The following is a 21856-nucleotide window of genomic DNA, read 5'->3' on the forward strand; positions in this document are numbered from 1 at the left end:
CCTTGTCCGATAGAACGTTCACCTCGTTCCCATATGAGTTACAGCTGAACCCACTTCGAGTCGCAGATTCGGATAGTATCCTCCTTTGCCTAAGCCTCACCGGAAAACGGGCTGGCAAAGGAGGATTTTCCCGAACATGCCTCACAGCATTTTTGAGTTATTAAATTGCTTTAGACGCAGGATACCCAATCTTAGAATCTTTGTTAAAAAATGTTTCCCGGATAATATCAATAATCATCAGAACGATGTACCCACAGGCGGCTACCAGCATACTGCCGGAAGCATTCGGCATATTAAAAATGACGCCTTTGAGGGTGTTAACCATCAGAGGTGAAAAATTAACTCCAAAGCTGATAAAGGCCATTCCAAGGCCAATCCCTAACGTACTGGACGACTTGGGAACGGCTTCCGACAAAAAATATAGCGTACTGGCCTGCTGCAAACCTGCGCCTATACCAAACGCAATACCGCCGTAGCAAACAACCGCAAAGGTATTTGCTGAAAAAAGAATGAAAAAAGCAATACTTAGGACGACCATGGCTACAACCATCAAATATTTTTTCGCTGCTCTAAGCACAAGGCCAATAATTAAACCGACACCTATGGTCATAAATGAATTGAGGGCGGTAACCTGACCTACCGCGGAAGCTTCCCCCAATCCTTTCTCTACCACCATCATAGAGATATTGGTGTAAAATGTGAATAATAAGGCACCCATGAAAAAGAGCATGAAACACATATAGAAAAAGGAAGGATTCAAAATAGCCTTAACAGTGCTGGCTCCTACGCCTTTACCCAAAAGTTTGGCATCCAGCTCGCCTTTAGGAAGATACATTGTCACCACAATTAATACCGGTATGACCAAAAGGTAGACCCAATAAGCGTTGTACCAGGCACTCATTGCTAAATAACCAATACAAAGAGTCAGGAACATTATGCCTGCGCTGCTGGCGACTTGTTTGAAGCCAAATACGGTGCCACGCTGATTCCCGTCAAAATGCTCGGTAATCAATGCCGCGGAGACCGATATCAGCAATCCTTGTCCCAGCCCGATCAACCCACAGCTGACAAATATGGCATAAATACTGCTATGAACCAAAATCGGTGCTAGCCCGCCGATAAGCATGAAACAAAGCGCAATCTGAACCAAGGTTTTCTTGCGGAGGTAAGTAGAAAAAACACCGCTTAAAAGTTGCATGGGCAACGATAATAAGGAAGGCAGCGTGATGACCATTTGAATAAGGGTAACGGACACTTCGGGGAATTCCGCGGAAATTCCTTTTAAGACTGGAGAAAAGGCATTAAATGCACTTTGGAAAACAATAAATAAGAGAATCGGTAACAATACCTTACCTTTTTCTTTGAAGATCGCTATAAACTCATTCATAAACTTGACCTCCTAATCAATAAATCAGATGAATCCAACATGATTTGCACGCTTTGTTCTGATGATCGTGGGGATTAAATGAAAGAATTTACGCTACAAAAATCCGGTACTATTTTTGATCATAATGAACACCTTTTTCCTTTCCTAGTTTTGATCCCAAAATCAGGTTTCTAAATTAACTTACATGCAAAGACAATGCCAAAGTAATCTTTTGTCCCGATGTCCGGTATTCACGATGCTGTTTTATTCAATTGCTTTGCCTCAACCCTGGCGGCGCCTCCCTAAGATCAACTCCTTAATTTTTTAAAATTTTTTTATATAGATAAATCAACCTTGAAATATACTGAAAAGAGGGTGCCTTACCAAACATCCTCTTGCACTTTATTGTATATCTTCAAACATTATGGTCAAAATGACGCGAGCCAAAATGGCACGTGTTAATTTGCACTTTGTTTTCCGGTCCCGGACTGTTTCCGGTTGATCAATATCTGGCATATTTCTTGCAATAAACTTTTAACTGACAGTTCGCTTAGACAAAACCCCTGTTATTATTTTCTAAGCATGTTATTCATTTTATTGAAAGGAGTGGTAAGAATGTGCTTTAGACCTGCAACAGCGGAAAAGATGAAAAACATCTGCACGAAATGCAACGCAGTAAATCCCGCAGCCGCGCCTGTCTGCGTTAAATGCGGGGCAAAACTGAGAGGCCTGCCGCCTCTTCCCGGTCAAGCGGGGGGCTTGGACTCAGCTCCACCGGCGCCTCCAAAAAAGCCGGAATCTTAATGCTTTTTTAAGTTATTTGGGAATCAGCTTAAAAAACGTAAATTAAAACTTGAAAGAGGAAGCAATGCGTTTATGTATTGCTTCCTCTTTTTTCTATGCCTTTGCAAACACAGCCAGAATGATACGAACCAAAATGACACGTGTTAATTTGAAATTTATCGATTAATTTTAAGTATATTCACCTAAGATACTTGCATGAAATCAAAGTTCTTCGCCATGTTTGTAAACTAATAGAAATCTTGATGTTTGTTTGTTATAATATAATTGTGAATTTTATTATAATCGTTTTAGCTGTTACCGTAGTCAGACCAACAGTAAATATAAAGAATTATTAAATAAGGGGGAATAATGTGTTTATGATTCCCGTTAAAAAAAAATTAAAACGAACCCCAAATCAGACTTGGAATAAACCGGTAATGACTAAAGAACGCTGGGAAGGCATTCTTGCTTTTAAGGCGCAATTTGTCGCCGATAGCGGCGCCGATCCGCTTGCCTGTCCGCATCTGGACAAGATGGTGGCGGAATCATGGATAAGATCCCGCCTAGCTGGGGTTGATCCTTATAAAAATGCCGTTAATCATTATCTGCATCGTGAACAGTACGAAAAAATAGTGAAGAAGAGCGCATTTCTCATTGAGGTGACCAAACCACTTTTCGACGTGTTCAAAAATCTTATTCACTCCTCCAATTATGAAATGCATTTAATCGATACCGCAGGCAACAGTCTCCTAAATGAAAACAGCTATAGGTATCTCATGAATCCTCTTGAGAAGAGAGACTTGCATTTCACCTTATCCAGCAGTGAAAGCACTACCGGAACATGCGCCCATGCGCTTGCCTTACGGCACAAAAAACCGGTGCAGCTGTTCGGCCCGGAACACTACCTTTGGGAACTGCAGGACATTGTAGCTTCATCGGCTCCGGTTTTTAACGAGAACAACGAAGTCATCGCCGCCTTGTCTCTGATCCAGCATTTAAATGACTCCCCCTGGGCGGAAGGGTATCAAGTTCTCTGTACCCATACCCTCGCTCTGATTACAGCCATAACCAAGGCTATTGAAGCCCAGCTCAAGCTCCATAAGAGTTATGAAAAATTAGCGGATAATAATCAGCAATTACTTCTGGCCAATAGCGAGCTCTCTGCTGCGAATCAGCAAATTCTCACCACCCATGATCTGCTGCGGACTACTTTGTCTTTGACCGGCGAGGCAATCATCACAATTGACTGCCAGGGCAATATTTTAGAAATGAACGAAACCGCCCGGAAAATACTGCAGATACCACCCGATTCTCAAGAAAATGTGAATATTACCGGCTATTTGTCCAAGAATTGTTTACTGTTAGACTGGGTTGCTGAAGGCAAAGATCTTACCGATAAGGAAGAAATATTCTATTTCGGCAATACGCCCCAATCCTATATTGTCAGCATGAAAGTGGTTCTGGGTGACAATAAAAATGGGGGACTGGCGGTACTGAGGTTTCAGAATGCCAGAACGTATAATCTGAACGCTACGAAAAGAGCCGGAACCAATGCCAGTTTCCATTTTGATGACCTGATCGGGGAGAGCCCCTCGTTTAAAGGGACTTTATCCTTAGCTAAAAAATTCTCCAAAACCTCTGCAAATATTTTGTTGTTGGGAGAAAGCGGCACCGGCAAAGAGCTGCTTGCGCAATCCATTCACAACGACTACCGGCCGGAGGGACCTTTTATCGCCTTGAATTGCGCCGCTATCCCTAGGTCGTTAATCGAAAGCGAATTATTCGGCTATGAGAGCGGTTCGTTTACCGGTGCCGATCGCACCGGCCGCCCCGGTAAAATTGAGTTGGCCGACAAGGGTACTTTGTTTCTGGACGAAATAGGCGACATGCCCCTGGATATTCAGGCGGTACTGCTGCGTGTTTTGGAAGACAGGAAGGTCTTACGGATTGGTGGACGAAAAGCAAAAAATGTGGATTTCCGCGTCATTGCTGCAACCAATAAAGATCTCCGGCGCATGGTGCAGGAGAAAACGTTTCGCGAAGATATTTATTTTCGCTTATCGGTTCTGACCATCCACATTCCGCCGCTTAGGACAAGAAGCGGCGATATCGAAAAATTATGCCAGTATTTCTTGTCGAATTACTGTAGAAGCAACGGATACGGAAAAAAAGCTCTGTCCGAAGAGGCCCTGTATCTGTTGACCTCATACAGCTGGCCGGGCAATATCCGCCAACTGGAGAATGCGATTATTTATGGTATCAATCTATCGGATAACTCTCTCATTGAAGCCAGGCATTTGCCGACAGATATCTTGGGAGCCGATAAAGTCGAAAAGCCCAAACGGCCTCCGGCTATGGAAATACCTGCAACCCATGAAGCTTATGGTCGTTCATCCACATTACAGGAAATGGAATTAAATGCCATTATTATGGCTTTAGAAAAAACGAATAATAGTGTAACGAAGGCGGCAAAAATCCTGAACATCAGCAAGTCAACCTTATATCGCCGTTTAAGAGAACTTAATATGTGATCCAAATTATTTTTATCAGAAATATTTATCTGAAAAGGGGCCGTGACTACAGTCACGGCCCCTTTTGGCATGGTTCTTGCACATTAGTTGATTTTATAGAGGATTATTTTCAATATCACGGCACAAACAATCTCAAAGGAGTGATTAAGAATGTGTTTGGGAGGGTGCAACAATTGCGGACTTTGTCCGACTATGCCGAAATGGCGATCTCTCACCTGCCCTTCTTGCGGCAAGCTCATCGTTAAGGCCGGAGAAAAATGTAATGATTGCGGCTTTATCTTTGAACCGCCGGAAAAGGTTTTTTGCGTCTATAATAAAATGATGTGCGAGTTCCCATGCAGACTGGTCACCCGCTCCAATGAAGGCGGTTCTCAATTCAGATGCCGGGCCAAATGGACTCAGCCCAAGTAATACGACCCGACAAAACCATTCCTGCTTTCCGCTTGAAGGATTAACTATTACCAGGAGGACTATCTCCAATGTCTGCACAAAGCTCTCAAAATACTGTAACCAAACCCCGTCTCTGGACCAGAAATTATCTTTTTACGCTCTTCGCCAACCAATTCGTCTGTTTAAGTTTCCATATGCTCTTACCTACCCTGCCGCTTTTTGTCCGGCACTTGGATGCAACTGAAGATATTATTGGATTAATTATGGGCGTTTTTACGGTTACGGCTCTTGGCATTCGCCCTTTCGCCGGACGGGCAGTGGATACCAAAGGACGAAAAGTTATTTTTTTATGGGGTGCGGCAATCATCGTTTCGTCTGTATTTGCTTACAGTCTTTTTCCCGTTATCCCATTTATCCTTACTTTTCGCTTGATTCATGGCTTAGGCTTCGGTCTGTCTACAACAGCGGTCGGGGCCATGGTCACTGATTTTGTTCCTAATTCAAGACTGGGGGAAGGTATGGGTTATTACGGACTTGCCACCGTGATCTCAATGGCTGTTTCTCCTGCCGTCGGTTTATTTATTTTTCATTCCTGGGGTGCCAGCGCCCTTTTTCACGTCTCTGCTTTTATAGCGGGCCTGGGCGCTTTTTCAGCAATGTTTGTCAAGTATCCCCAGAAAATCACACCCCGACCCAATGAGCCAACATCTTTCTTTTTAGAAAAAAATGCTTATCTGCCTACTGTCATGATCTTGCTTGTCATTATCACCCACGCTTCGATCATAGCTTTTGTTTCCTTATACGCCGACTCCTTAAATATATCGAACATAGGTATATTTTTCACGCTTTACGCCATTTCCTCTCTGCTTACCAGACCGGTTTTCGGATTGTTAAGCGACAGGAAAGGTTTCAGTTACTCCATAATCCCGGGAATTATTTTAACCTCCACAGCGCTGATCGTTTTGTATTTTGCCCGGGACTTCTCTCACTTTATGATTGCAGCCATTTGCTACGGTATAGGCTATGGCGGACTTCTCCCAGCCTTTCAGACAATGGCTGTGCGCAAAGCCTCTCCTGCCAGACGCGGCGCAGCTACCAGCACATTCTATTGCGGAATGGATATCGGTTCAGCCTTTGGGATGATTGCCTGTGGTTTTATCGCTAAGGCGACGGGATACAGCACAATGTTTCTATTATTGGTTATTCCTGTGCTGCTGGCTTTACTATGTTACCTTTTCCTGGGAAGAGACAGCTTCAAAAGTCAGCAGCGGCTGCAATCTCTTCTTGGTAAAATGAAAAGATAAGATTATTTTTCCAAACAGCTATAAGTTTTATAAAACAGAAAACCCGTGCCGAAAGAAAGAGACGCAACAAAACAAGGTTTGTTGCGTCTCTTTCTTTCGTATTATTTATTTTTGCTGTTCCGATCATTTGTTTTTCAGATCGGTTGTTATTTGAGTTCAAGCGTAACCGTGGAATTATCAACGATTTCCGCAAAGTCGTAAATTCTGACGGATTTGAAGCAAGGCTTTCCATCATATTTCAGGATATATTTGGCGGAATCTGCTTCGGGAATACCAAAGGCCTCCAATGATTTTGCTAAAACTGCTTTGAAAAAATCTTCATATTGAAAAGTAAAGGCTTTCGTTTCCTCTCCATATTGAACATTAAGGGTAAAGGTCATTGTAGTCATTGAATGAGTAGGCTTGTTTGAACTCACTGCCTTATTATCCATCCATTAATCCTCCTTCATTTACTTTTTGCTTGTCCTGTTCATCCAACAGGAAGCAGCTTCCTAACATGACGCGTAATAATTCATAAGCGTAATAATTCATAAATTTGAAGAATGTAGAACGATCACCTCTTTTTAAATATTTTCAAGCATTAACCCGTATTATTCCAAGCTCAAACAATAAAACAAAGATAACAGTGCTTCCGGGGTTATAAATACTGGTATGCGTTTATTGTATTGCGCTCGCAAAACATAATAGTGCAAAATTTGTGCCAGCCTTTAGAGGCAAAATCCCCCTGCCTTGTACTGGAGATTCGGGCAATCAAGCCAATTTCTTATCTCAAATTGGCAAATTACGTTTATGCCAATTTGAGAAGCTTCAGAATGACATAATAAACCGGCTGTAAATATACCGTAAAAAACCTGTTGAGCCTATGGTTATTTTGCATTCTTTAGCGGGAATTTCCGTAAAAACACATTATGAGCAGTCTTTAAATGTTTAGGCGGATTTTATGTGAAATGGTTGGCATGTTTTTTGCAAACATTGGTAGATGAGCATTAATTCCCTATTGTTTCTAGTAATCAAAAAAGGAGGTGATTGAACCCGGCCGCTAACCCTGTGTGTGACTGATTAATTCGCACATTTATTCATTAATTTTGACTAATTGTATTAAGGAATTGTATTAAGGAATTGTATTAAGGAGGAAATCAATATGTGGAATCTCAGGAATCCCATCAACCAGGATGTCTATAAGAAGGACTGGCAGTGGCAGGAAGGTGAATATACCGTAACCCGAACCTGCCAATGGTCTGGTCCAGGCTGCCACCAGGGATGCTCAGTACTGTTTTATACCAAAGATAATAAACTGATCAAAGTCGAAGGCGACCCCAACAGCAATATCAACAACGGCAGACTTTGCATGCGCTGTTTTGCCGTACCGGAGGCAACCTATCATCCGACCCGGATTATCCATCCGCAAAAACGCGTCGGCGAAAGAGGAGAAAATAAGTGGGAACAAATTACCTGGGATGAAGCTTACGACATCATTGAGAGCAAGGTCAGAAAGATCTGGGAAGAATATACGCCCAAATCTATTGTGACTTGCTTCGGTACCGGACGCAATGCAACCTGGCAGTCCCCGGTTTTGAGCCTGGTAGGATATAAGAGCCCCAATATCGGCGGCGGATTCCTAAGCGGTGACTCCTGCTATGCACCCCGTTTAATGGCTATGCACACCTTCTTGGGCGGTTCTTTTATCGCCGACCTTGGCCAGCTTTTTGAACAACAATATGATCATCCGGAATGGGAACCGCCGAAATATATTGTTCTCTGGGGCTGTAACCCGATCATGAGCAATTCCGACGGCTTCTTTGGCCACTGGGTCGTCGACGCCATGAAGCTGGGAAGCAAGCTGATTACGGTTGACCCCCGTCTGACCTGGCTCGCCGCCAAGTCGGAGGTTTGGCTGCAAATCCGTCCCGGCACCGACTGCGCCGTGGCGATGGGTATACTGAATTATATGATCAATGAAGGTGTCTATGATCGTGAGTTTGTGGACAAATGGTGCTATGGTTTTGAAGAGCTTAAGGAAGCGGTCAAAGATATGACCCCGGCCAGAGCAGCCGAGATTGCCTGGACTTCCGAGGAAAAGATTATAGATATTGCGAAAAAGCTGGGCACCACCAAACCCTGGGCCATGCAGTGGGGCGTGCCCATTGACCAGGCCAAGCACGGCGTCGCTACCTCCCAGGCTATCGTTTCCATCATGGCGCTCAGCGGCAACATCGACATTCCGGGAAGCAGCGTCCTGGTGGACACCGGCTATATCCAATCCGATGTCAGAGCCGCTATGATGCACAACGTCAGTCCTGATATTTCCAAAGACCGCTTCGGCGATGAATTCCCCATCCGTAAATATGGTTTTATCAATCAGCATATGACCGACTCCATGCTGGCCGCTATCGAAACCGGGAAACCTTACCCGGTCAGAATGCTGCATATCATGAGCACGAATACCTTCGCCAATATGGGCGCCGAAGCGAAAAGAGTTTATGACGCCATGAAATCCGTTGATTTCATTGTGGTGGCCGACTTGTTCATGACGCCGACTGCCGTAGCCTGTGCCGACATTTTTCTCCCCGTGGCCATGAGTCCGGAACGTTGGGGCCTGCGCGGCTGGTGGAATCCTCTGCGCACAATTACCAAAGTTATTGACGGCGGGGATGTCAAATCCGATGAGGAAATCGCGCTGGACCTCGTGAAACGCCTCAACCCGGAGGATGCACCCTGGGCTGATGTCCCGGAGCTTCTCAATTATGTTCTGACGGATTTGCAGAGCGCTACCTATAAAGGAACTTTTGATGAACTGAAAAAACTGGGCCCTTCCGGCTATTATACCGAAGTTCACTATCGCAAATATGAAAACGGTTTACTGCGTCCCGATGGACAGCCCGGTTTCAATACGCCCACCGGAAGAATCGAACTCAAAGCGACCATGTTTGAAGATTTTGATCTTCCCGCTGTAACGTATTGGGCGGAGCCTACCGAGAGCCCGGTTTCCACGCCTGAACTGATGAAAGACTATCCGTTTGTTCTCACCACCGGACAAAGATGTTATGAATTCTTCCACTCCGAACATCGTCAGCTGGAGTCCATGCGGGAATTCCATCCCGATCCGATCACGGAAATCAACCCGGAAGACGCTGCGGCTTTAGGCATCAAAGACGGAGATTGGGTGTATCTGGAAAACAAACATGGCAAGGCCAAACTAAAGGCGAGACTCCATCCCGGCATGCTCAAGGGCGTGGTGAACGCTGAGCACGGCTGGTGGTTCCCGGAAAGAGAAGCAGCGGAACCCAGCCTTTACGGCGTGTTTGAGTCCAATGCAAATTGTTTGACCACACAGTTTGATTATGGTCCGACTTCTTACGGTGCGCCCTATAAAAACCAGATTTGTAAAGTCTATAAGGCTTAACTTTAAAATGATCAAATTTATCTACAAGGACGAGGAGGAATAGCGTATGTCACGCAATGGAATATTAATTGATTACGAATTCTGCACGGGATGCCATACTTGTGAAATGGCATGCAAGACAGAACTGGGATTGCCAAAAGGAAAGTGGGGCATTCAGGTTTCCCAGATTGGCCCCTGGCAAATTGATGATAATCAGTGGGAGTATACCTTTATCCCTGTGCCCACCACTCTCTGCAATCTATGTGAAGACCGCGTGGCGGCCGGAAAGCTGCCAACCTGTGTACATCATTGCCAGGCTCTGGTAATGCGCTACGGCCCTGTCGAAGAGCTTGCCGCTTTGATGAAGGATAAACCGAAAATGCTCCTGTTTGCTCCCAAATAAGCGTTTTCATATCAAAGCTCAATCTGCCGATCGTTCCGGACAATTTTTCGATAAGATTGAAAATCCCGTCGGTTGCAAGGCTATCTCCTAATGATATGTATCTTTTGGAGATAGCCCCTCTTCATCTGAATTTCTCTGGAATTTTAGATGCGTCAAATTGACACGGCATCATTATGACACAATATTTCGAGTGGGAATTTCTTCAATTCAGTCCAACTTTCGCCTGGTATATTTAATGCACTAATTAAGAATTTGATCCCAACAGGCATTAATCCCGACAAAATACGCATTTTGGAAAGTCAATCGGTACAGTGTCCGGGTATGAGCCAAATACTCTGAAAAGGAGATCAGTTCATTGGATTACTGCGAGAAAAGCGATGAGGAAATACTGGAAAATTATGAAGAGGTATTGATTCATTTAAAAGATTTGCTGAACGAGGATATGATGGCCACCATCACCAACAAAACACATAGCTATCGTTATTTTCCCGGGAATAAAATGGCCATAAAGGGAAAAGACCCTCATGCCAAAACAGAATTATTGCCGGATAACCATCTGTTGCAAGCTATGAAAGCACGGAAGCGGAAAGTCACTATCGTGCCCAAGCATGAGATGGGATTTCCCTTCTTATCAATCGCCTATCCGATTGAAGGGGCCAATGGAGAAATAATCGGATGCGTCGGAATTGGCAAGAGCCTGGAAAGAGAACATAAAATTGAAGAGATATCACACGGTTTGGCTGCTACGCTTCAACAAGTCGATGCCGGCTTACAAGAAGTCGCTGCCGGTTCCCAGGGCCTTTCCCTAAAAATCAATACCGCGGTCAAGTTAGCAAATGAATCGGCAATTAAAATTAAAGAAATTGATACCGTAATAAGCGCTATTTCCGATATATCTTCGTATTCCAACCTGCTTGGTTTAAATGCCTCCATAGAGGCTGCCCGGGCAGGAGAACATGGAAGAGGGTTTGCAGTAGTTGCCGAAGAAATGAGAAAGCTTGCCATGCAAAGCAACGTTTCTGCCAAAACGGTGACCCAAATTCTTACTCAGATGAAGGACTCTATTGAAGAGATCATCGCAGAAATTAACGCTATTGGCAGCATTGCCGAAAACCAAGCGGCCGCCACTGAAGAAATAACGGCCGCAGTTACGGATGTTGGCACTAATGCTCAAAACTTAGCAGCTTTATCCACGATAAGGGTCTAGAGTCCTGCAAACCATTTCAAGATTCCCGTTGAAAACTTAATGAAGGGAGGTGCAAATCGGTCAGAAATTTTGGAAGAAAGACTGATTTTAGGAAGGAGTGTCTGAATGAAATACCAAAAACCACCGACCAACAACGAAGTTTATATGCGGAACGAAAATGTTTACGGGAAAAGAGTAAAAACCTGGAAGGAAGACGGATACACTGTTGTACGCGATCAGCAGTTTACCGCTCCGGGCTGTCACAACTCCTGTGGCATACTCTATTACCTCAAAGACGGCAAAGTAGCCAAAGTGGAGGGCGACCACACCCATCCGTTTAACCGGGGAAAAACCTGTATGCGCTGTCTGAATCTGCCGGAAATCATGTATCATCCCGAGCGCCTGAAATACCCGATGAAAAGAGTTGGCGAACGGGGCGAAAATAAATGGGAACGTATCTCCTGGGATGAAGCCTACGCCCTCGTAAAGGAAAAATCAAGCCAATATACCAAGGAATTTGGCGCGGAGAGCATTGCGACCATCAACGGTACCGGTCGTAATATCTGTATCCAGTCCTCTGCTTTGAATTATGGAGGGTTCCACTCCCCAAATATTTCCCTGGCTTTCCTCAGCGGCTCCTGCTGCTATATTCCCCGGATGCTGGCTGCTGCCAAAGCCTGCGGCGCCAGAACAATTATCGATACCGCTGCCCAGCATCCGGTCGGCTACGAGCACCCCGAGTTTGAAGTGCCGGAAGTCATCGTCAACTGGGCCAAGAACGGCCTGGCCTGCAATGCCGACGGTACGCTGGGTCACTGGATCGTTGACCTGATGAAACAGGGCACCAAGCTGATCGTGATTGATCCCAGTCTGACCTGGCTGGCTTCCCGTGCCGACGTCTGGCTGAGAATCCGCCCCGGCACCGATACCGCGCTGGCTCTGGGTATGGCCAATATCATTATCCAGGAAGGATTATATGATAAAGAGTTCTGCGACTTGTGGTCCTATGGTTTTGAGGAATTTGCCGCGCGCTGTGCCGAATACCCGGTGGAAAAAGTAGCCGACATCTGCTGGTGTCCCAAAGAAAAAATCATCGAAGCGGCCCGCCTGTATGGCAAAGCCAAACCGGCCAGCATCGAATGGGGACTGCCGCTCGACCAGTGTAAGAACGGAATGGCGGCCAGCCATGCGGTTCATCACCTGAGAGCCTTAACTGGTAATCTGGACGTGCCCGGCGGCGACCTATTAATTCGCCACACCAATGCTCTGGATTCCCAAATGAATTCCCTTATCGAGTATGTTCCTAAAGAAGATCTGGAAAACAAACGCCTGGGTGCCAATGTTTCGCCCTTTACCGTCGGCCATCAGGGCGCAACCGCCCAGCCTGACGCCATCTTAAGGGCCATCGAAACCGGCGACCCCTATGCAATAAAAATGATCGTCCTATTCGGAACCAACCCCATATCAAACATGGCGGCTGAAGCTCCCAGAGTCAGAGAAGCGCTGAAGAAAGTCGACTTCGTTATGAGCTTGGATTACTACATGACGCCTACCAATATCGCCTGCGCCGATCTCGTTCTGCCGATTGCCATGAGCGCTGAACGCAATGCCGCCAGTCATAACTTTGTCCCGCTCAAGATCGAAAGCAAATTCACTCAATACTATGACGCCAAAAGCGACGACCAAATCACTGCCGAGCTGGGTCATGTGCTCGATCCCGAAGGCGGATTCAAAAACATCAAAACCGACATCGACTTTGTCAACGCTTACCTGAGACAGTGGGCAGAGCCCAGCGAGGGTGATCTGACCTTCGACGATGTCGTTAATGGTCCCAACCTGGGTTACGTGTATGACGATTGGAACGCCACCTACTATAAATACAAAAAAGGCCTGTTAAGAGCCGATGGCCAGCCCGGATTCAATACGCCAACCGGCAGATATGAATTCTATGTGACAGCTTACGCCGCCTGGGGCAAATTCGACCCGCTGCCTGCTCACGAGGAACCGCCGGAAAGCCCTTACAGCACGCCGCAGTTATTCGAACAGTATCCACTGATCTTCACTGCAGGCCACCGCTCCTATGAATTCTTCCATTCCGAAGGACGCAATCAGCCGACCATGAGAGAGTTCCACCCCTGGCCGCTGTGCGAGCTTCATCCCGATACCGCCGCAAAATACGGCCTGGCCGAAGGTGACTGGGTATGGATGGAAAACCAGCGCGGCAAATGCAAACAAAAGCTGAAACTAAATCCTTCCCTCGATCTGCGGCAGTGCCGGGCCGAGCATGGGTGGTGGTATCCGGAAAGAGCAGGCGCAGAACCTTCTCTGTATGGAACCTTTGACAGCAACCCCAATAATTTGATCCCCCAATATCAATTTGGTCCGACCGCTTACGGTGCCCCCTATAAGACCCAGCTTTGCAAGGTTTACAAAGTCACCCCGGAAAACGATGAAAATCTCACGGAAAGACTGATCAAGACGGGAGGGTTCAGCTATGTCCGCGAATACTGAAAAATACGCCTTATTAATCGATTATGAATTCTGCACAGGCTGCCATTCCTGCGAGGTGGCCTGCAAGAAGGAATTAGAACTTCCTTTCGGCAAATACGGGATCAAGCTTTTGCAACACGGTCCTACCGAGGTCTATCCTGATCAGTGGGAGTGGAATTACATCCCTTTTCCTACCAAGCTTTGTGATCTGTGCGAGACCCGTGTAGCCTCAGGCCGGTTGCCCGGCTGCGTCCACAACTGCCAGGCAGGATGCATGCAGTTCGGAACCATCGAGGAATTGACGCCCCATCTGGCCTTGAAACCCAACCGAGTCATATTTTCACCGAAATAGGGATTGAGCACAACCTCAATTAAACCTGCACTCTATTAATTTCCAGATCCGCCTTGCTATCAAAACCCAAAAGTATCAAACACCCTCATTATGGATTGAGGGTGTTTTTTGTGCGCCAGGTAGTCGCACCGCCTCGTTAAACGAGGCAACTTAGTGGATTAAGAACAGCGTATGTTGAGCCAGTGGTAGAGCCAATATTCCACGAAAATTCCTATGGATATCGTCCTAATAGAGCGGCTATAAATGCGGTTGGACAGGCAAGACAAAGATGTTGGAAATATGATTTTTTCATAGAACTCGACATCAAGGGATTATTTGATAACATAGACCATGAATTGCTAATGAGAGTGGTTAAGAGACATGTTAAAGAACTGTGGATACGACTTTATATTGAAAGATGGCTCAAAGCACCTAATGGGTGACCTCCTATTCGATTGGCTGGATATAAGGCATTATGGCTGCTTTAAGTTATAAATCCGGAAAGTATCTGGCAAAATATAACTTGTAGAATGAACCTACAGAATGAATGAGGTGCAAGACAATGTCCATAGTACCTGCTTTATCGATTGCTTTGCAGGCCGGGGTTCCCATACTTGCCTGGGGTCCTCCCGGTGTGGGAAAAACAGCGACCATAACTTCTCTTGCGGAGGCTCTTGAGCTGCCGCTGGAAGTGGTGATCGCCTCCATTCGTGAACCTGCGGATTTTTCCGGCCTGCCTGTAGTGGGTGAAGCAGGCGTACACCTGGAGCCTCCGGCCTGGGCCCATCGCCTGGTACGAGCCGGGAAAGGAGTGCTCTTTCTGGATGAACTATCCACAGCCCCACCGGCTGTTCAGTCTGCCTTATTGAGGGTTGTTTTGGAAAGGGCGGTGGGCGATTTGACTTTGCCCGGCAGTGTTTCCGTGGTTGCCTCGGCCAATCCGCCGGAACAGGCGGTTGGCGGATGGGATCTGTCCCCCCCGCTGGCCAACCGATTCTGCCACCTTTATTGGTCATTGGACACCCAGGGGTGGATTGATGGCATGATTCATGGATGGTCTATAAGCCATTTAGCCCGGCTCCCTCAAGGCTGGGAAGATGCCGTGACGGCTAAACAAGGGCTGCTTGCCTCCTTTATCCGGCACAGACCTCATTTGCTGCTGCAGGTGCCCCATGATGAAAGTCAAGCCGGCCGTGCCTGGCCGTCGCCAAGGTCATGGGCCATGGCTGCCCGGTTATTGGCGGCAGCAGATTCCGTGACGGCAGATGATGATGTGGTGGCCGCACTTTTGGCGGGCTGCATCGGGGAGGGTGCCTGCCTGGAATTCCTCGCCTGGCGCAAAGATTTGGATCTGCCGGATCCGGAAGAAATACTGGCCGACCCAACCCGGCTTAAACTGCCGGACCGGGGAGATCAGTCCTTTGCCATATTGACCGCAGTCATAACGGCAGCTACAGGAAGGCTGACGAAAGAACGCTGGGCCGCCGCCTGGATCGTCCTTGCTCTGGCTGCGGAGCAGGGGAAAAAAGATGTGGCAGCGGTGGCCGCCAAAAAATTAGCTGCGGCGCGAAGGCCCGAATTTCCTCTGCCCCAAAAAGAGCTTCATGAGTTTGTCCCGCTGCTGCAGCAAGGGGGCCTGATGTGAATCCTCCAGCCATCCATTATAAAAGCCTTCCCTGGGCGGAGAATGCCTCAAAAATTTATAAATATGGCCAGGTCGTCGTGGGCATGGGGTCCGGCCATGAGCCAAGACTGGATTTCTATAACAGCACAAGTTCAAATCTGCCGGCCTATCTTATCTATGTGGTTTTTAAAATCACTCTGGGTGAAGGCTGGGTTGAAGAACTTGAAAAAATTCATCGTCAACGTCCCGGTTTATGGAAGACAGAAGTCTGCCTTAATCAAGAGGGATGGGAAGAATACCGCCTTTATACCCTTAAACAGGATAAGCCCATTTGCTCATCACGGATCAGTATTGCCAACAGCCGGATTCACTCCTTTTCCATTGGGGCCGAGGATGTTGCCCCTCTTCTGAAAAAGGTTATCGAGAACTATCCCCCGGTTTTTCTGCCGAAACTCAAAAACTATCGCTATACTTACTTTTTTCCGGGGTACCTTCCTTTTTATAGCTTAAACAAAGCTTCAACCCGGCTGGGGGAAGAGATGAGCAGGCAGAGGGAAGAAACCCGGAAAATCACGGCGGATGAAAATACCTTGCAAACAGGTGCCTGTTGGGCCGGTGATTCTTCCGGACTCCTGGAAACCATTGAAGCCTTAAAATGCCTGGAGGTGTTCATGGCGTGACTTTTCCGCAGGAATTGCAGGCAGCCCGTCTGCGCCTGATCAAAGAACGCCCTTATCTGGCTTCGGCAGCATGGGCTCTCCAACCGGCAGCAAAGCCGGGCTTGGGGACTCTGGCCGTGGATATGTATTGGCGGCTCTATTATGATCCTGGAGTTTTATCCCAGTGGACCCCGGAAATAATGGGGGGAGTTCTTTACCATGAGATTTGTCATCTGCTTCGGGATCATCCGGAGCGAATGAAATACTTTAATCCCCAATTAAGCAATCTGGCTGCTGATGCGGAAATCAACGATGACCTGATCCGTGAAGGGGTCAAGTTTCCTGTGCAGCCGGTTACCCCTCAATCCCTCGGCCTGCCGGATAATCTGCTTGCAGAGGAGTACTATACTGCATTGGCGGGTCAGGAAAAGCAATCTGCAGACGGCTCCCCAGAGAATGAACAAACGGATGCACCCGGGCAGGAGAGTGATCAAAATAACAGAGGCAATTCCCATAATGAGAATGGCCAGGATGCCCAGGCTGCGGAGAGAGCCCATGAGAAGCATGGTCAAGGGGAGAAAGATCCGGGGAAGAAGGATCCTATGAAGAAAAACAGTCAAAGTTGTGAAGAAGAGGAACGGCCTATGCCTGGTTCAGGCCGCTGCGGTTCCTGTGCTACAGGTCAAAGGGCACCTTGGGAGGAGGAGCCTCCCGGCAAAGGTTCAGCATCCGGTATCAGCCCGGTGGAGGGAGAGCTGATCCGGCGGGATGTGGCCCATCAAATCGAAGAACAGGCCAGAGGTCAGGGAAAGGTTCCCGGACATTTAGTACGGTGGGCTGAGGAAAAGCTCCGCCCCAAAATCGACTGGAAAAAGCAGCTTGCCTCGGCAATCCGCCGCACTGTAGCGGATACGGCAGGAGCCACGGATTATTCTTACAGCCGTCCCTCCCGGCGCCAGGGAAAGGTTGGCAAGGGAGAGGTTATTTTGCCCTCCCTGCGGCGGCCTGTGCCGGCGGTTGCCATCATAGCGGACACCAGCGCCAGTATATCCGATTCGATGCTGGCCCGGACCCTTGCCGAGATTTCCGGCATTCTTAAAGCATTAGGCCAGCAAGAAGGAGTTCAGGTCCTGGCCGTGGATCATACGGTTCAATCCTGCCGCAGGATGTTTCGTCCGGAGCAAATCCGGCTTGCCGGCGGTGGTGGAACAGATATGGGGGCCGGCCTGGAAGGTGCATCGAGACTGAGGCCGCTGCCCCAGGTGGGAATCGTGCTGACCGACGGTTATACATCCTGGCCGCCGCAGCCGCCGCAAGGAATGAGGGTTATCGTCGTGTTGTCAGGAGAAGGAACAGCTCCGGATTGGGCCAAAGTGATTCAAATGAGTGTATAGATACCTGATGAGAGTATAGACACCTGAATGAAGTATATAGATACCTAAAGGAAAAGGGCCTGATGCAAAACGTTGCTCATAACGTAGTGCGTCAGGCCCTGTCGGCATCTGCCGGTCCGGGCGAAGTTTCATTATGAAAAACCTTTGCTATATTGAGACATAATCAGGCCAGGCGCTCCTGGGGCAAAAGGCTGGAAAAGCCTGATAGACAAGGGATTGTGAACTTGACCGCGTTTGGCATGTTTCTTGCATATGTTTCTGGTGTGAAAGGGCCGGTAAGACAAAAAGCATTAAGTATCCTTTAATAAGTTGATAATTAAGGAGTTAGCCGGTAAGACGAAAATCAGGAGGAATCTAAGATGGGATCAGAACTTAAATCTGTCACGGTAAAAATGCCTGCAGCCATGGTGGATCAACTCAAATGGATTGCCGAGAAAAGGGGAGAGACCGTATCCGATACGGTTCGGAAGTTAATCAATAGAGCATTGGCAGAGAGGGTCTATGAAAAGAATACCGAGCTCTTGACCAAAGTCGTTCGTCAGCAGGTCGAAGCCGCTATCAAATCCTATGTTATTTTCCCATCCTTGGATAATACGGAACGAACCGTAAGATTGGTGGATCAGGTCTTTGACCGCAGAGTCAGCCTGAGCAGAGAGAATCGTGACAACAATTTACTGAGTTAGTGGACAAACTCCTGGGCAGGATTCCCCGGAGCCGGTGTACAGTTTTGATGCGCTGTATCCCACTGTGATGCACTGAAATGAGACAAAGAAAGAAGGCAGGAAAATCATGAGTTACTTAAAGATCACTCACGAGTTATACAAAGAGGCGGCATTGACACCCCAGGCCTCCCTATGCTGCATCTCACAACCCAGCCGTTATCTTCCCGGGCTGACTGTGCCGACGGCCATGAGTGAGATGAATTATGGCTGCGGCACCACGGTTCACTTGGGGGAGCTTAAGCCTCAGGACACCATTCTCTACGTCGGTGTGGGCGGTGGTCTGGAAGCTCTGGAATTTGCTTACTTTACCCGCCGGGCCGCCTCGGTCATTGCTGTGGACCGGGTGCCGGAAATGTTGGCCAAAGCCCGTTCTAACTTTAAGCTTGCCGAGGAAGCCAACAGCTGGTTTCAATCCGCTTTTATTGACTTGCGGGAAGGGGATGCCCTTGATCTGCCTGTGGCGGATGAAAGTGTGGATGTGGCTGCCCAAAACTGCCTCTTTAATATTTTTGAAGGAGAAGACTTGAACCGGGCTCTTCTGGAAATGCACAGGGTTTTAAAGCCGGGGGGGCGGCTTTATATATCCGACCCGATTGCCTCCCAGCCCATACCGGAGCACTTGCGGCAGAATGAACGCCTCAGGGCCATGTGCTTGTCCGGAGCCTTGAGCTATGAGGACTATCTGCAGCAAATCAGCGGGGCAGGATTTGGCACTATTGAAATCAGAGCCCGCAGGCCTTACCGGCTTTTAGATAAAGAGCGCTATTCCTTAACCGAAAATATCCTGCTGGAATCCCTGGAATTGGTTGCCTATAAGCAACCGGTGCCTGAGGGAGGGGCCCGTATTTTTGCCGGGGAAACAATCATCTATTTCGGCAAAGAGCGGCTATGGGATGATGAAGGCAGCATTGTACCGAGGGATATTCCCCACCCCGTGTGTCAGAAAACAGCCGCTTACTTTCGGCGGTTAGAGCGGACGGATGTGGTGGTGACCGCTCCTACTTATCATTATGGCGGTTCGGGAGGTGGTTGCTGCTGCTGATAGAACATGGATGCCGCTTGGTTAATGGTCTATGGTCATTTGTCTATAACCATAAATAACAACGAGGGAGTTTTGCCAATGAAATATCAACGTGATTTTCTCGGTGAACTATTGGGTACCTTTCTATTGGTCCTGTTCGGGTGTGGCTCGGTAGCCGTATCGGTCTTATTTAATTCTCATACCGGTTTATTGCAAATCGGGATCATCTGGGGGATCGGCGTCAGCTTAGCTATTTATGCCACCCGTCATTTATCCTGCGCACACCTCAACCCTGCAGTCACCCTGGCCATGGTGGCCACGAAAAGAATGACGGTCAAGAAACTGCCTGTCTATCTGATGGGTCAATTTTTAGGCGCTTTTTGCGCCGGGCTGCTTATCTATGTCCTTTTTAATCCTTCCATCGTTGCTTTGGAAAGCGCCCAGCAAATTGTCCGCGGTACACCTGAGTCCATGTCGATAGCCAAAATGTTCGGAGAATATTATCAACTGCCCGGGAGCACTGCGGTTGTCTCCATGCCCCTGGCCATCGGTGCTGAAATTGTCGGTACATTTTTACTGGTCTTGATGATCTTTTCCCTGACGGAAGGATGCAACCTGGGGAGACCGGACAACAATTTAGCTCCGCTGTTTATCGGTTTGACGGTAACCTCAGTTCTTTGCCTGATCGCTCCTTTGACTCAGGCCGGCTTGAACCCGGCCCGGGATTTCGGGCCCCGTCTTGTGGCGTGGATTTTCGGCTGGGGTGCGGCTGCTTTTCCTGATCAATCCGGCGGGTTTTTCTTTGTCTATATTCTGGCACCTGTGCTTGGCGGGCTGGCAGCCGGACTCCTCTTTACCTGGGTATTGGAACCTTTGATGAGAAAGACCGAAAGCCAATGCTGTGAAGAAGAATTAGCGGAGAGGGTAAGCCCCAGCCTCAATTAGTTCAATTGGATAAGGAGTCAGTAACTTAACTGGATAACAAATCGGCATTATCAAAATTATCTTGAATCGTGAAAAGAATGACAAGCATAAGATGACAAGTATAAACGGAAAGAAGGATGCGTATGAAAACCAAGCTTATTTTAGTCGGCGGATTTTTAGGTGTGGGAAAAACAACACTGCTCGGCGAGGCAGCCCGCCGGCTCAGTCAAACGGGCAGAAAGGTCGGGCTTATTACCAATGATCAGGCTTCCGAACTGGTGGATACCGTTTATCTGGAGCAAACCGGCACTGAAGTGTCCGAGGTGAGCGGCAGCTGCTTCTGCTGCAACTTTCCAGGCTTTATGGAAGCGATTGACCATGTCAATGCCCATAAACCTGCCGACATTATTATTGCCGAGCCGGTGGGCAGCTGCACTGATCTTTCGGCAACTATTCTGCAGCCGTTAAAAGAAAAATTTGCGGATAAACTCAGTGTTGCCCCCCTTTCTGTACTGGTGGACCCACGGCAGCTGACGGATATTCTGGACGGCAGGACGGCAGGACTTCATCCCAGTGCCGCTTATATTCTGCGCAAACAACTTGAGGAAGCGGATTTGATTGTTATCAACAAGACGGACTTGTTAACCCCACTGGCGGTGGAGATCCTGAAGAAGCGCACGGCAGAGGAGTGGCCGCTGGCTTCCGTATACGCCATCAGCGCCAAAACCGGAGAGGGCCTGGCAGCCTGGCTCCATGAGGCCCAGCAGCGCAGCGGAGCCGGGACCCATCTGGCGGAAGTGGATTACGATACTTACGCAGAAGGAGAAGCGGTTTTGGGTTGGTTGAATGCCACCATTGAGCTGCAAAGCCAAGGGGCAGATTGGGATACTTTGGGCAGGAACCTGCTGAATTCCCTGCGCAGCCGCTTTGGCAGCCTCAATGCGGCCATCGGCCATGTGAAATTGCTGATTGCCACGGACCAAGGCTATGTCATCGGCAATATCACCGGCGCGAAAGATTCCCTGGATATCCGTGAATCCGCCGGCACCGGCCGGAAGGCTCAACTGACCTTGAACGCCCGGGTCCAGATGGAGCCGGATCTGCTGGAGGAGATTGTGAAAGAAGAGATTGCTAAGGTCCAGGCAGATAAGATCACCGCCACTATCGCTGTTCTAAAATGCCTGAAACCGGGACGCCCTAATCCCACCTACAGATATGGGACAATCGTAGGATAATAAAGCAAGGCATGCTTTGTATAATTGCCGGGAGGTGAACGGGTTGTATAAGTATTTGGTAAGTCTCCGCAAGCAAAAAAATGCCAAAGGGATGTTCTGTCAAAGAAATTC

General features: G+C 47.9%; 18 protein-coding genes. 16 read left to right on the plus strand and 2 right to left on the minus strand.

What is annotated here, in order from left to right:
• Positions 1-160 precede the first annotated feature (160 nt).
• The gene (locus DHAF_RS09445) at positions 161-1387 is read right to left on the minus strand and encodes an MFS transporter (protein WP_015943728.1); all 1227 of its coding nucleotides are present in this window, start codon (positions 1385-1387) and stop codon (positions 161-163) included.
• 1139 nt (positions 1388-2526) lie between these two features.
• Here DHAF_RS09445 and DHAF_RS09455 point away from each other — a divergent pair.
• From DHAF_RS09455 to DHAF_RS09465, 3 genes are all read left to right on the plus strand, one after another.
• Positions 2527-4680 (plus strand): sigma-54 interaction domain-containing protein, encoded by a 2154-nt coding sequence (locus tag DHAF_RS09455; RefSeq protein ID WP_015943729.1) that lies wholly within the window; start codon positions 2527-2529, stop codon positions 4678-4680.
• A gap of 150 nt (positions 4681-4830) precedes the next feature.
• Positions 4831-5091, plus strand: a complete 261-nt coding sequence (locus DHAF_RS25720; RefSeq protein ID WP_015943730.1) for a hypothetical protein — start codon at positions 4831-4833, stop codon at positions 5089-5091.
• 68 nt (positions 5092-5159) lie between these two features.
• Entirely contained in the window at positions 5160-6374 is a 1215-nt protein-coding gene (locus tag DHAF_RS09465) for an MFS transporter (RefSeq protein WP_015943731.1), read from the plus strand.
• 146 nt (positions 6375-6520) lie between these two features.
• Here the strand turns inward: DHAF_RS09465 and DHAF_RS09470 are convergent, their stop codons facing one another.
• On the minus strand, positions 6521-6805 hold the full coding sequence (locus tag DHAF_RS09470) for a hypothetical protein (protein ID WP_015943732.1): 285 nt from the start codon (positions 6803-6805) through the stop codon (positions 6521-6523).
• A gap of 710 nt (positions 6806-7515) precedes the next feature.
• Between DHAF_RS09470 and DHAF_RS09475 the strand changes: the two genes are divergently transcribed.
• From DHAF_RS09475 to DHAF_RS09530, 13 genes are all read left to right on the plus strand, one after another.
• Positions 7516-9777: a molybdopterin-dependent oxidoreductase gene (locus DHAF_RS09475; RefSeq protein ID WP_015943733.1), complete on the plus strand. Its 2262-nt coding sequence runs from the start codon at positions 7516-7518 to the stop codon at positions 9775-9777.
• Between the two features lie 46 nt (positions 9778-9823).
• A complete protein-coding gene (locus DHAF_RS09480; RefSeq protein WP_015943734.1) occupies positions 9824-10159 on the plus strand; it encodes a 4Fe-4S binding protein in 336 nt (111 codons plus the stop codon).
• A 355-nt stretch (positions 10160-10514) separates the two neighbouring features.
• Positions 10515-11366 (plus strand): methyl-accepting chemotaxis protein, encoded by an 852-nt coding sequence (locus DHAF_RS09485; protein ID WP_015943735.1) that lies wholly within the window; start codon positions 10515-10517, stop codon positions 11364-11366.
• 105 nt (positions 11367-11471) lie between these two features.
• Positions 11472-13856, plus strand: a complete 2385-nt coding sequence (locus tag DHAF_RS09490; RefSeq protein ID WP_015943736.1) for a molybdopterin-dependent oxidoreductase — start codon at positions 11472-11474, stop codon at positions 13854-13856.
• Entirely contained in the window at positions 13840-14187 is a 348-nt protein-coding gene (locus tag DHAF_RS09495; RefSeq protein WP_015943737.1) for a 4Fe-4S dicluster domain-containing protein, read from the plus strand. Before DHAF_RS09490 ends, DHAF_RS09495 begins: the two co-directional genes overlap by 17 nt.
• Before the next feature lie 182 nt (positions 14188-14369).
• Positions 14370-14609, plus strand: a complete 240-nt coding sequence (locus tag DHAF_RS25065; protein WP_202796164.1) for a reverse transcriptase domain-containing protein — start codon at positions 14370-14372, stop codon at positions 14607-14609.
• A gap of 119 nt (positions 14610-14728) precedes the next feature.
• A complete protein-coding gene (locus DHAF_RS09500) occupies positions 14729-15811 on the plus strand; it encodes an AAA family ATPase (RefSeq protein ID WP_015943738.1) in 1083 nt (360 codons plus the stop codon).
• Complete coding sequence (locus DHAF_RS09505; protein ID WP_015943739.1) at positions 15808-16470, plus strand: hypothetical protein; 663 nt, start codon at positions 15808-15810, stop codon at positions 16468-16470. The genes DHAF_RS09500 and DHAF_RS09505 overlap by 4 nt, the downstream gene beginning before the upstream one ends.
• The gene (locus DHAF_RS09510; RefSeq protein WP_041271948.1) at positions 16446-17843 is read left to right on the plus strand and encodes a DUF2201 family putative metallopeptidase; all 1398 of its coding nucleotides are present in this window, start codon (positions 16446-16448) and stop codon (positions 17841-17843) included. The genes DHAF_RS09505 and DHAF_RS09510 overlap by 25 nt, the downstream gene beginning before the upstream one ends.
• A 359-nt stretch (positions 17844-18202) precedes the next feature.
• Positions 18203-18526 (plus strand): hypothetical protein, encoded by a 324-nt coding sequence (locus tag DHAF_RS09515; protein WP_015943741.1) that lies wholly within the window; start codon positions 18203-18205, stop codon positions 18524-18526.
• Positions 18527-18632: 106 nt separating this feature from the next.
• Entirely contained in the window at positions 18633-19607 is a 975-nt protein-coding gene (arsM, locus tag DHAF_RS09520) for an arsenosugar biosynthesis arsenite methyltransferase ArsM (RefSeq protein WP_015943742.1), read from the plus strand.
• Positions 19608-19685: 78 nt separating this feature from the next.
• On the plus strand, positions 19686-20531 hold the full coding sequence (locus tag DHAF_RS09525) for an MIP/aquaporin family protein (RefSeq protein WP_015943743.1): 846 nt from the start codon (positions 19686-19688) through the stop codon (positions 20529-20531).
• 122 nt (positions 20532-20653) lie between these two features.
• Positions 20654-21745 carry a GTP-binding protein gene (locus tag DHAF_RS09530; protein WP_015943744.1) on the plus strand — a complete coding sequence of 364 codons (1092 nt, stop codon included), beginning with the start codon at positions 20654-20656 and terminating at the stop codon, positions 21743-21745.
• The last annotated feature ends 111 nt before the right edge of the window (positions 21746-21856 follow it).

The organism is Desulfitobacterium hafniense DCB-2, from assembly GCF_000021925.1.
Taxonomy (GTDB): Bacteria; Bacillota; Desulfitobacteriia; order Desulfitobacteriales; family Desulfitobacteriaceae; genus Desulfitobacterium; species Desulfitobacterium hafniense.

What these genes read in the sequence shown, in the direction of transcription:
- DHAF_RS09445 (WP_015943728.1), bottom strand. Translation starts at nt 1,387, where the DNA reads ATGAATGAGTTTATAGCGATCTTCAAAGAAAAAGGTAAGGTATTGTTA.
- DHAF_RS09455 (WP_015943729.1), top strand. Translation starts at nt 2,527, where the DNA reads ATGATTCCCGTTAAAAAAAAATTAAAACGAACCCCAAATCAGACTTGG.
- DHAF_RS25720 (WP_015943730.1), top strand. Translation starts at nt 4,831, where the DNA reads ATGTGTTTGGGAGGGTGCAACAATTGCGGACTTTGTCCGACTATGCCG.
- DHAF_RS09465 (WP_015943731.1), top strand. Translation starts at nt 5,160, where the DNA reads ATGTCTGCACAAAGCTCTCAAAATACTGTAACCAAACCCCGTCTCTGG.
- DHAF_RS09470 (WP_015943732.1), bottom strand. Translation starts at nt 6,805, where the DNA reads ATGGATAATAAGGCAGTGAGTTCAAACAAGCCTACTCATTCAATGACT.
- DHAF_RS09475 (WP_015943733.1), top strand. Translation starts at nt 7,516, where the DNA reads ATGTGGAATCTCAGGAATCCCATCAACCAGGATGTCTATAAGAAGGAC.
- DHAF_RS09480 (WP_015943734.1), top strand. Translation starts at nt 9,824, where the DNA reads ATGTCACGCAATGGAATATTAATTGATTACGAATTCTGCACGGGATGC.
- DHAF_RS09490 (WP_015943736.1), top strand. Translation starts at nt 11,472, where the DNA reads ATGAAATACCAAAAACCACCGACCAACAACGAAGTTTATATGCGGAAC.
- DHAF_RS09495 (WP_015943737.1), top strand. Translation starts at nt 13,840, where the DNA reads ATGTCCGCGAATACTGAAAAATACGCCTTATTAATCGATTATGAATTC.
- DHAF_RS09500 (WP_015943738.1), top strand. Translation starts at nt 14,729, where the DNA reads ATGTCCATAGTACCTGCTTTATCGATTGCTTTGCAGGCCGGGGTTCCC.
- DHAF_RS09510 (WP_041271948.1), top strand. Translation starts at nt 16,446, where the DNA reads ATGCCTGGAGGTGTTCATGGCGTGACTTTTCCGCAGGAATTGCAGGCA.
- DHAF_RS09515 (WP_015943741.1), top strand. Translation starts at nt 18,203, where the DNA reads ATGGGATCAGAACTTAAATCTGTCACGGTAAAAATGCCTGCAGCCATG.
- arsM (WP_015943742.1), top strand. Translation starts at nt 18,633, where the DNA reads ATGAGTTACTTAAAGATCACTCACGAGTTATACAAAGAGGCGGCATTG.
- DHAF_RS09525 (WP_015943743.1), top strand. Translation starts at nt 19,686, where the DNA reads ATGAAATATCAACGTGATTTTCTCGGTGAACTATTGGGTACCTTTCTA.
- DHAF_RS09530 (WP_015943744.1), top strand. Translation starts at nt 20,654, where the DNA reads ATGAAAACCAAGCTTATTTTAGTCGGCGGATTTTTAGGTGTGGGAAAA.